The organism is Runella sp. (assembly GCF_027484545.1).
Lineage (GTDB): Bacteria > Bacteroidota > Bacteroidia > Cytophagales > Spirosomataceae > Runella.
Genome location: NZ_JAIXST010000130.1, coordinates 16,885 through 27,479 on the forward strand (window position 1 = coordinate 16,885; position 10,595 = coordinate 27,479).

At 43.4% G+C, this 10,595-nt stretch carries 10 protein-coding genes and 1 pseudogene; 2 read left to right on the forward strand and 9 right to left on the reverse strand.

Features of this window, described 5'->3' with window-relative positions; translation table 11 throughout:
- Positions 1-6 precede the first annotated feature (6 nt).
- Both Q0081_RS11715 and Q0081_RS11720 read left to right on the forward strand, forming a co-directional pair.
- Positions 7-2,421, forward strand: a complete 2,415-nt coding sequence (locus Q0081_RS11715; RefSeq protein WP_298353149.1) for a hypothetical protein — start codon at positions 7-9, stop codon at positions 2,419-2,421.
- A 176-nt stretch (positions 2,422-2,597) separates the two neighbouring features.
- Positions 2,598-2,795, forward strand: a pseudogene (locus tag Q0081_RS11720) (DUF3299 domain-containing protein); the annotation flags it as partial.
- Between the two features lie 115 nt (positions 2,796-2,910).
- Here the strand turns inward: Q0081_RS11720 and Q0081_RS11725 are convergent.
- From Q0081_RS11725 to Q0081_RS11760, 9 genes are all read right to left on the reverse strand, one after another.
- A complete protein-coding gene (locus tag Q0081_RS11725; RefSeq protein WP_298353151.1) occupies positions 2,911-3,906 on the reverse strand; it encodes a type II toxin-antitoxin system HipA family toxin in 996 nt (331 codons plus the stop codon).
- Complete coding sequence (locus Q0081_RS11730; RefSeq protein ID WP_298353156.1) at positions 3,903-4,214, reverse strand: HipA N-terminal domain-containing protein; 312 nt, start codon at positions 4,212-4,214, stop codon at positions 3,903-3,905. Before Q0081_RS11730 ends, Q0081_RS11725 begins: the two co-directional genes overlap by 4 nt.
- Complete coding sequence (locus Q0081_RS11735) at positions 4,211-4,414, reverse strand: helix-turn-helix domain-containing protein (protein WP_298353159.1); 204 nt, start codon at positions 4,412-4,414, stop codon at positions 4,211-4,213. Before Q0081_RS11735 ends, Q0081_RS11730 begins: the two co-directional genes overlap by 4 nt.
- Before the next feature lie 146 nt (positions 4,415-4,560).
- Positions 4,561-4,896: a CU044_2847 family protein gene (locus tag Q0081_RS11740; protein ID WP_298353162.1), complete on the reverse strand. Its 336-nt coding sequence runs from the start codon at positions 4,894-4,896 to the stop codon at positions 4,561-4,563.
- Between the two features lie 23 nt (positions 4,897-4,919).
- The gene (locus tag Q0081_RS11745; protein WP_298353165.1) at positions 4,920-7,784 is read right to left on the reverse strand and encodes a COR domain-containing protein; all 2,865 of its coding nucleotides are present in this window, start codon (positions 7,782-7,784) and stop codon (positions 4,920-4,922) included.
- Between the two features lie 157 nt (positions 7,785-7,941).
- Positions 7,942-8,679, reverse strand: a complete 738-nt coding sequence (locus Q0081_RS11750) for an SUMF1/EgtB/PvdO family nonheme iron enzyme (RefSeq protein ID WP_298353168.1) — start codon at positions 8,677-8,679, stop codon at positions 7,942-7,944.
- A gap of 59 nt (positions 8,680-8,738) precedes the next feature.
- The gene (locus Q0081_RS31865; RefSeq protein ID WP_409034059.1) at positions 8,739-8,966 is read right to left on the reverse strand and encodes a hypothetical protein; all 228 of its coding nucleotides are present in this window, start codon (positions 8,964-8,966) and stop codon (positions 8,739-8,741) included.
- Positions 8,963-9,970, reverse strand: a complete 1,008-nt coding sequence (locus Q0081_RS11755; protein WP_298353171.1) for an RNA-directed DNA polymerase — start codon at positions 9,968-9,970, stop codon at positions 8,963-8,965. The genes Q0081_RS31865 and Q0081_RS11755 overlap by 4 nt, the downstream gene beginning before the upstream one ends.
- Entirely contained in the window at positions 9,951-10,397 is a 447-nt protein-coding gene (locus Q0081_RS11760) for an HRDC domain-containing protein (protein WP_298353174.1), read from the reverse strand. Before Q0081_RS11760 ends, Q0081_RS11755 begins: the two co-directional genes overlap by 20 nt.
- Between the last annotated feature and the right edge of the window lie 198 nt (positions 10,398-10,595).

Below are 10,595 nucleotides of genomic sequence, written 5' to 3' on the forward strand. Positions count from 1 at the left end.
GCTTTCATGAAAAAGAATTTTCTATCCATATACAGTACCGCATTGCTCAAAAAAACGGCGATTGTTGCCCTTCTTTTGAGTCCAATGGTTGGCTTCGGCCAGCAAAGTACCCTTTCGCAGCAACTTGTTCAACACAGCCAACGAGCCGTTCAGGAAAAAGTGTTTGTCCACCTCGATCGACCGCTTTATTTGGTAGGTGAAACCATTTGGTTCAAGACTTTTTGCGTAGACGCCTCCCTGCATCAGCCTCTGACTATGAGCAAGGTGGCTTATTTGGAAGTACTTGACAAAGACCATACGTCCGTTTTGCAAACCAAAATTTCGTTGGAAGATGGCAAAGGTTTTGGCTCCGTTTTCATCCCTCCCTTTCTCCAAAGCGGGCATTATTCGGTGCGGAGTTATACCAATTGGATGAAAAACTTCAGCCCTGATTTTTACTTTGAAACCACCATTACCATTGTCAATCCTTTCAGCAAGCCCACCTTCACTCCCGCCCCCAAATCCACCCTTGCTTACGATTTACAGTTGTTTCCCGAAGGAGGAAATCTTGTCAAAGGCATTCGTAATAAAATAGGTTTTCGGGCCATCGGAGAAAATGGCAAAGGAATTAAATTCAAAGGAACAATTGTCAATCAGCAAAATGACACGGTGGCTCATTTTGAGCCGCTGAAATTCGGAATTGGCGCCTTTGATTTTACCCCAACGGACGGAAATCAGTATCGGGTATTGCTCACTGACGCTCAAAAACGCTGGTTTACGTACCCGATGCCGGCCATTCAGGAGCAGGGATATGTAATGCAGGTCAAAGATTCCACCGCTTTGTTTCTACAGGTAACTGTTTCTGCGCGGAATCTTCAGGGCGAAGTGTCTTTGCTGGCACACTCCAAAGACATTCCCAAATTTGCCGAGAAAAATGTGCTTAAAGATGGAAAAACCGTCTTTTTAGTCAATAAAAATAACTTAGGCGACGGCATTACTTCCATTACACTTTTTGACAACAACCAAAAACCCGTTTGCGAACGCCTTTATTTTAAGCGTCCTGCGCAGTCGTTGGTTCTCAGTGCTCAAACGGATAAAAAACAATACGCTCCGCGCGAGAAAATCAGCCTTGACCTCACCTCCGCTCAAAACACGACTCCCGTTATCGCCGATTTGTCGGTGTCGGTTTTTTTGATAGACTCGCTTCCTGCTCCTGAACAAACGTTCATTGAAAGTTACTTGGGGCTAAGCTCCGACCTTAAAGGCACGGTCGAATCGCCCGGGTATTATTTTCAAAATACCAGCATTGAAGCCGACCAAGCCCTTGACAACCTGATGCTTACCCACGGCTGGCGTCGATTTAATTGGGACGAAGTGACCCAAACAAAAGCTCCAAACTTCGCCTATATTCCCGAACCGGTCGGTCATATTTTATGGGGAAAAGTGGTAGATGCCAAAACAGGATTGCCTGCTCCGGGCATTGATACGTACCTTGCTGCGCCCAACAAACGTGCTCAATTGTTTGTCGCAAACAGCGATTCATTGGGCCGGGTTTTCTACGAACTGAAGCATTTCTATGGCTCTCGCGAAATCGTTGTTCAAACCAATACCGCCAAAGACAGTACGTATCGGATAGAAATCAACAGCCCTTATTCCGAAAAAATATCGGCTTATTCGGTGCCTGCTTTTTCGTTTGATGACAGCTGGAAAAATCCACTTTTGGCTCGCAGCATTAATATGCAGGCGCGCAACGCTTTTTTGCCCAAGTCTGCTCAACAGTTTACGACGAATGAAACCGATACCTTGGCTTTTTTTGGTAAACCCGACGAGAAATACCTGTTGGATGCCTACACCCGTTTTCCCACCATCGAGGAAGTAATGCGTGAATATGTCCCGGGCGTATTTGTCAGAAAACGGCAGGGGAAGTTTATTTTCCGGGTATTTGACCAATTACAGGCCAATGTACCGTTTGAAGACGAACCGCTGATTATGTTGGACGGAGTGCCTATTTTTGACACTGACAAAATCGTCGCTTTTGACCCGTTGAAAATCAGAAAGCTGGAAGTAATAGACGGATTATACTACTTAGGTCCCATCGCATTTCCCGGCATCGTAAGCTACACCACTTACAAAGGAGATTTGGGCGGTTTCCAACTCGACCCGCGCGCTTTGGTGCTTTCGTACGAAGGCGTACAGGGCAAAAAAGAGTTTTACGCACCTCGCTATGACATAGCGGAACAGCAAAAAAGCCGCGTTCCAGATTTCCGTAATCTTCTGCATTGGTCTCCGCAACTCATTACCGACCCGCAGGGAAAACAATCTCTCAACTTTTATTCTTCCGACCAAACGGGAACCTACAAAGTGGTGGTGCAAGGAATGACGAAAAACGGTATGACAGGAAGCAAGACGCTGACGTTTGAGGTGAAGAAAGCTTCTTTGTAATTTACTGTTGTTATTAAATCGGCTGCGCTCGCACTAGTGGAAATGGCAAAAATGAAGGCAAAAAGTTAGAGTTTTTAAGAAAACCCTACTTTTTGCCTTCATTTTTCCAAGTGAGCGTAATCTTGAACTCTGCACCGGTGGCCGCCCGGCATATTGTAAAAAATCCCGCTTCGCCTTCAGCCTTTCCGTTCAGTGCGTGTTTTTTCTGCGGCGGTGCTGGGCCTGAGTCGGTCGTAGGACTTAAATTTAAGAAAAACGGACGCAAGTTTAAAACCGACGAACGCCACACGTTGCGCGGTATTATGAAACTCAACGCCGATAATATCTACGAACTGAACTACAACATCGAAAGCGCAGAAATAGCTGAGGAGTAGATAGTCCACTGTAGTTATATAAAATCTTGATTTCCCCAAAAGCAGTGTCAACAAGACAGGCTTCTGGGGATTTTCGTTTGTGGGGAACTCAGCTTGAAATACTGGGAAGATTCAATCAATTATTTGTTATACGATACGTCAACGCGTCCAATCGGCTTTGGTACTGTTGCCAATAGAGGTGTTTTATTGATGAAGGAAGAAAAGAATTATCAATCATCTGTTGCACCAAGTCAGAATGGCTCGAAAGCGTATGAATAATCTTTTCCGTTCGCTGAGGGAGAATGCCTATTTTGATACCAAATTCATAAAAATCTGCGTAACTGTAATACCCCAATACATTGTAAGAATCGGTAAAGTAGTCATTATCAAACAAATCTAAGGCCATTACCGATTCCAAAGGGGTATGAACAGCAGTACATAGCAAATCGTACGCTGGAGTAAGTCTAAAATCATCGAAGGGAGTTTGAATAAGAGAAAAATTCTTTAGATGAGCATCGCCATTTGAAAACAAATAATTGAAAATCAACAACTTAAAAAAATTTTCAAGCTCAATCGGCCAAGCGGCACAGTATTGCTGAATCAAACGAGCTATTGCTTCATAGCTTCCCTCATACTTGTAGTTTTCACCATTTTGCTGACGTGAAACTTGTTTGATTTGCGAAAAATCTTCCTGTAGCCACTTTGCGCCATCATCCCTAATGTCAAATCGCTTGACAAGATAGGCTGGTTCGCTATTCTTAAAATAAATGAGCGCATTAGATGCCGTTTCGATACCAAAAACCTGCGATGCTATCTGCATTGTGAGGTGTTCGTTTTCGGGAGCAAAATCAAGGTGTTGAAAACGGCCAATCGGAATGGGTTTGAGCAAATATTCCCCACCAGATTGGGTCAGTTGCAAGTGATTGCCAATCAGTCGGAGTGAATGTTTGAGTTGTACACCTGAAATCGAAATTTGTTGGATATTGGAGGCAAACGCATTGTCAAATAAATATTCGGGAGCGTCAAAATTAAGATAGGTTGATACTTTTCGGCCTCCAAACAGCATTTTGAGGGCTTTATTACAAAAGCCTGTTCCCTGATGTTGTTTGTATAATGACGGGCACTGATTCATACATTTTTTACGGTAATAGCGCCAATAGTCTCCGTACCTGCTGTTCTCAGTAATCGTCCAAAATCATCGTTTTCATCTAATTTTAGCCCTTTGCACTGAATCTCTTTGTTGATTCCTTCGGATAGCAAGCCACTAAAAAACGGAAAAAGAGTAGGGCTCTCAAAAACGGTTGGCGACTTGGGGAATGAAAAACTAATGGGTGGATTAGGCGATTGCAAATAGACATCGTTGTACCGATAAGTGTAACCTTGCTCGGTTTTTTCCAAATAGCCCGCCAATGCCTGATTGTAATAAATCGCTGCTTTCATACGTCCATTTTCTTGATACCAATCAGTACTTCCATCCCCAACACATGAAGAATTTTTTGGAGGGTTTTAAGTGTAGGGTTGGCCTGATTATTTTCGATTTTTTGAATGGATTTGGCCGAAATACCGCACATTTCTCCCAACTCCTCTTGGCGTATTTTTAAAAACTTACGACGTTTTTCGATGGTTTCTCCGATACTCATATCCGAATTATAGTTCGTATTTTAAGTAAAGGTAGGCATTTTTACAAATCAAAAACAAGAAATAGGAATTATAGTTCGTGTTTTCATTGTGCTCTTGTTACTATCTTTTTACTCATCATTCTCACCCACAAAAACGTAAATGGCTATTATTTTTTGCCTTCATTCTTCCAGGTGAGTGTAATTTTGAACTCTGCGCCAGTGGCTGCCCGGCATATTGTGAAAAATCCCGCTTCTCCCTCGGCCTTGAGACTAAATTCCACTGCAAATTCATCAGGCTTAACCTCGTCAACCACCTTTTTAAGCGCACTTGCTGCTGCCTTGACGGTCCCGAGTGCTTCTTCAAAACGCACCTGTACTTTTTTGATGGTTGATTCTTCGCTGTCTCTTCCCCCACGGACATTGGAGGTACTGCGTACATCTTCGGCTTGGATGCGGATGGTTTCACCGCTTTCGTTTAGGTATTCGTAAATGATATTGGGCATGGTTTAGGTTGGTTAATTTGAATTTATGATTTGGCAGGAGTTCCTTTCAATAAAACAGGAACATCTTCATGGGGTAATTTAGCTAACTTAATGGATAAAAGTCCATTATCAAAACAATCCTCAATTTCTCCTAAATCAAAGAAATCCATGTAAAATCCTTCTGCAAATTCAATAGCAGCTTTATCATCTACTTTACTACCGTTACATATTACGTATGGAATTTTTTGAGCAATTGCTTCACCATGCGCGAATGAATTGCAGGCATTGAGAATAACAAGTTGAGCGTTTTTTGAGCGAACCATTAAACTTGTAAGCAATTCTGTCGTAACATCTGTATCCTCTAAATAAAGGCTATGCTTATCTCCATGTCCTGAATAATGAATAACGTGTGGTTTGTGATGCCCTATTTCCCTCTGAAAATCTTTACTTGTAGCAGCTAATACTGAAATAAATTCGAATCTATCTTTGTTTTCGCTTAATTTAAGCTCAAATTGAGACTTTTTCCCTTCTTTGTCTGTTCTTAGTCTTGATGTATCATCAGGATTAGCCGCCAAAAACAAAATCTTAATCTTCTCTTTTATCTCACTAAAAGGCACAAAATTGCGGGCGCCTTCCGCCATTGGGACTGGATAGGGTTTTGAGTTATCAATGAAGTTCTTTACTCCCGATGTTTTTGAGCCTAAACTTCGTTTGTTTTCGTCTTTTTCTCCCCCTTCAAACGCACTTGTTCCTTCTCGTCTCAAGAGTTCCGCAAAAAGCTTAATATCAAACTCCTCCCCTTTCCAGTCTACATCCGACTTCCCTTTCTCTGCTCGTTCTTTCAGTTTTTTAAAATTGACAAATCCTGTTACCTGACTTGGGTTTTTATCCTCCGACACCGCAATTTCAAGACCATCAGTGGCATCAATGTCTCGGAGTGTTTCAAAAATTTCTTTTGTAAAAGGTGATAAATAGGATTTTGTTTGCACGGTGATAGTCCTTCTGACATAATTGCAATGTACACATGCTTTTTTTCTCTCCCCTTTTAGACGATTTTCTTCTTCTTGGTAAAAAACAATACCATATTTCCAGTAGAAATAATCTTCTGCCAGACTCCCATAACGGCAAATAAAACGACTAATAACGCTCTTCGGAAGAAAATCGGGGTAATGTAAAGTGAGTTGATAAGGTAGCTCTTCGATTAAATGTTTCCATGCTATTGGACTGACGTCCTGACATACTTTGGGTAAATATTGCGGTGCAATAAACACATTATCCGTGCCTTTCTTCTGAAAAATCAATTCAAACTGCGTCATCAAATCAAGCCATACTGCCGAATCTCTAATCACATTTTGTTTGGCTTCAAGGACATTGGCAACATGAAGGCGGTCAAATTCTCCATTAACCGCTAAAGTGCCTTCGTCTAAGATATGATAGATGGTTTGCGTCACCCATTGCGGGTTGATAAAGACGTAATCATAAAGGGAGTCATTTTTCTTTTTATCATCGTATTTCTTTTTATCGTCGTAGCGGTAGCAAATGATGCAACCCGTTTCGTGCAAAAAAGTAGTAAGCGATTTGAGGTCGCTTTCGTTTTGCATGATTTTGTCGGCAGTCTTGTCAATGCGTTGGCAGAGGTTTTTGAAGTCGTTAAACAACAAATAGGGCTGCCTTGATTTGATAGCACGTAGTTCCTGCCGTATGTCGTCGTATAGTTTGGGAATAGGAACACATAAGTAGTTCAAATGAGGCAATTGCTTGAAAACAGCCTCTTTCAACGCTTCTACGTCTAATTCATACTGCTGCTGTTTTCTATCCGTGCGGAGTGCAATTTTATAACGGCTTTTGCCATAGTCTATCAAAGCATTACCTTGTTCTTTATTTTGAACAGTCAGCGTAATGTTTTGAGGGGCGTAGTGATTAATATTATTCTGCCAATATTCTGCCGGATAGTCTCCTTTTTCTTCGTTTTGCTGATTGGTACTTTGTTCCCAAACCAAGAGATACAGTACATTGTTGTTAAGAAACAAACGGTGCGTCGCATGGAAATACTCCTGACCACCAAAATCCCAGACGTTCAACTGAATTTTACTGAGATTGGGCAAGCTTTCATTGCGTCGTTCCCCATACGCGGCTTTTTCTTTTTCAATTTTTTCTCTCAATTCTTCGGAAAAATCCCGTTCGGGGATCTCCCATTCTTCAATCAAAATCCCGTGCGTGTATTGGATGGTAGGGTCGAACTCATTTTTACGAAGTTGGTGCGACAGCGTAGTTTTCCCAGCCCGACCGTTGCCAAAAAAGATACATTTGGCCTCGTGGTTGAGAATATCGCCACTTTGGAGCGAAGCCCTAAAAAATGCTTTTATTGCCTCGCAACTGTTCGTACCACTTTCTACGATTTCGCGCGGAATATTTCGAATGACATTGTTCTCGCCTCCCAAGTACAAGTACGCTAATTTTTCAAAAGGAAAAGGCAAATAAAATTCTTGCAATTTATTCGCACTCACATCCATCAACACCAATGCAGGGCTGTTTCCTTCAAAAACAAGCTGTTGCAGGCCGTTTTTTTGCAGATAGATTTGCTGCAAAGCCTGAAAACCCGCAGGAAAGGTGATTTGGGTAATAGCGCAATTGCTCAAATACAAGTGCGTGAGGTGCGGCAAAGGCACTTCAAAAACCACCTCTTTGAGCGACTCGCTGCCACTCAAGTAGAGGTATTCCAACGCCTCGGCTCCCGCACCCAAAACGAGCTTCTTGATTTTGCTGTTGCCCAAGCTCACGGCCGTGATATGCCCTGCGGCATTGAGCGCGTAGCTATTGTCGTAGCCTTTCACCAAGCGCACGGCGGTGATAGGGCCGTCATATTTTTGTAATGTGAGATTTTGGGTAAGGTCGTTGAGGGTTGCCATATTCTGTTATATCAAAAACGAGTTTCGACCCGCTTCGCGGGTATTCATTTATTGCTGCTGCTTCATTTCGTCACAAGGCGCTTGGTCGTCGTCCCTCCTCCCTTCGCTGCCTTGTCACTCCATTCCGCTCTGTTTTTTTGCTCACGGGATTTACCCCTTACTGAACTGGAGAGAAAGAAAGAACCAACCGAAAGCCGACGTCGTCGTCGCGAAGCGTGGGCGAGTCGTAGTTGCGGTCCGCAGAGCGGCAGTACTGCGCGTCGTAGACCCAGCCACCGCCGCGAATCACGCGGTCCGAACCCGTATCAGGGCCTGTAGGATTGTCTGATACAGCGACTGTGGAAGTTTTGTAGAAATCCTCAGCATACCAATCACTGCACCACTCCCACACATTGCCACTCATATCGTACAATCCCAATAGGTTCGGCGTTTTTAGACCTACTGTCTGCGTTTCTTGATGGCTATTTTCAGCGTACCAGCCTACTTCTTCCAATTTATTACTCCCTGCGTATTCAAAGGGGTATTGTTGCCCATATTTTCCTCCTTTGGCCGCGTATTCCCACTCGGCTTCCGTAGGCAAACGATACGCATGTCCTGTCATGCTATTCAATCTCGGCAAAAACTCCTTTACAATATCTTCATAAGATACATTTTCCACCGGGCGGTTTGCTCCTTTAAAATCCGATGGATTTTCTTTCATTACATACGCCCATAGCGCCTGCGTAACCGCAAATTCTCCCATCCAAAAACTGCTTACCTGCACTTTATGAACGGGCTTTTCATCATCATAAGCCTCTTTAGCATTACTCCCCATCTCAAACACGCCTCCCTCCACCAAAAGCATCTCAAATTCGGCGGGGGTGTTTTTAAATTCAGTAGGGGCTTTTTTCTGCATGAGTTCAAAGTATGAAAAATCATTCTAAAAAAGCAGCAGAGCTTTCGGCCTTGGGCTACTCACACTGCTGCCGAGGTTCTGAATGCATCAGAACATTTTTGTCCCTTTTGGAGGGAACCGGACAAACATCTGTTCAGTGGTTGTCGTCCGACAATCCCGTGAGCTGGAGAGAAAGAAAGTACCAACCGAAAGCCGACGTTGTTGTTGCGATTCGTGGGCGAGTTGTTGTTGCGGTTCGTAGAGCGGCAGTTCTGCGCGTTGTTGTTCCAGCTACCGCCGCGATTCACGCGGTTCGTTCCCTTTGATGTTTGACCGTATTTCTTACAAATCCTTGGCTATCTGCATGTTTTACAAAGGCCAACAGGGGCAATACCCGCCGCTGGCAGAGGGTTTCACTCCACAGACCCGATTGATAAGCTTCGTCCAAATATCGCATTTTTTTGATAAATCGCTGCTTACTGCGTTGGGTTAATTTTACGCTGTAAGGCAGCAGTTTATAACCCAAAAAAGGAAGCCCCCGGCTTGTGTAGTTCAATTGCGGCGGTTTTAGCTCGCAGCGCAGTTGGGTTTCTACGAAGGCTTTGATGCGGCGATAGGCTTCCTGCAATACTTCTTTGTCATTGTCCCACAAAATCATATCGTCCATATAGCGTACGTACGCTTTGATGCGAAGTTGCTCTTTGATAAAATGGTCTAAAGAGCATAAATAATGATTGGCAAAATACTGGCTTGTCAGATTGCCGATAGGTACACCGCGTTTGGGATGGGCTTCGTAACTGTCTATGATTAAATCAAATACACCCAAAACGGAGGCATCTTTAAATAAGGAGCGCAGTTGGTGTTTGAGCACATCGTGGGCGATGCTCTCAAAAAACTTGCGAACATCCAGCTTCAAAAACCACGTATAACGTCGGGTAAACGATTTGGCTTTTTCGATAGCGGCATACGTTCCTTTGTCTTTTCGGCTGGCGTAGCTATCCCAAATTTGCCAACGCTCAAAAGTATCGTGACAACAATTCATCAAAGCATGATGCAGTACCTGTTCGCTAAAAGCACTCGCACAAATTTGCCGTTCTTTGGGGTCATAGATTTTGAAATAACGATATTGACCCACATGAATAACTCCGCTCAATAATTCACTTCGGAGTTGAAACAGGTTTGCCTCTACATTTTTGCGGTAAGCCTCTACTTCCGTGGAATACGACTTCCCTTTACGAGCTTTCCAAAATGCCAAACGTAAGTTGTCCGGGTCGGCAATGGATGCCAACAAATTACCCGCTTTTTTTGTCATGGGATTCGGTTAGAAAAGAGCGTCCGTATTTTTCTATTTTCTTTTCACCAATGCCTTTAACGCTTTTCATTTTGGCCAGTGTTAAGTCTTCTATTTTTGCCAAGTTTGCCAATTCTTCATCCGTAAATATAGCATAAGCCGGCAATGATTCTTCAGCGGCCAACCGCTTTCTAATTTCGCGCATTTTTGAAAAACGTTCAAAACTTGCAGCGTCCAAAACTTGCCTATAATCAATTTTCGCTTTTTCATTATTTACACCGGTGCTATCTTCTAAATAGCTGATACAAAACGTCCACGCAGCTGCTTGGGCGGTACTGTAAAACTGTTTCTCAACCTGCAATATCTTTTTGGTCCGCAGAAAAGTATTCATTTCTTCCATGAGCTTTTCCCCTCCCATGACCGGAATAGCGTATATTTTGATTTGCATTGCTGCTTTTGGTAACCTGTTTTGACCCGCTACGCGGGTATTATTTTTTGCCTCCTCCGCTCCATTTCGTCACAAGGCGCTTGGTCGTCGTCCCTCCTCCCTTCGCCGCCTTGTCACTCCATTCCGCTTTCTTTTTTTGCTCACGGGATTTACCCCTTCTGAACGGGAGAGAAAGAAAGAACCAACCGAAAGCCGACG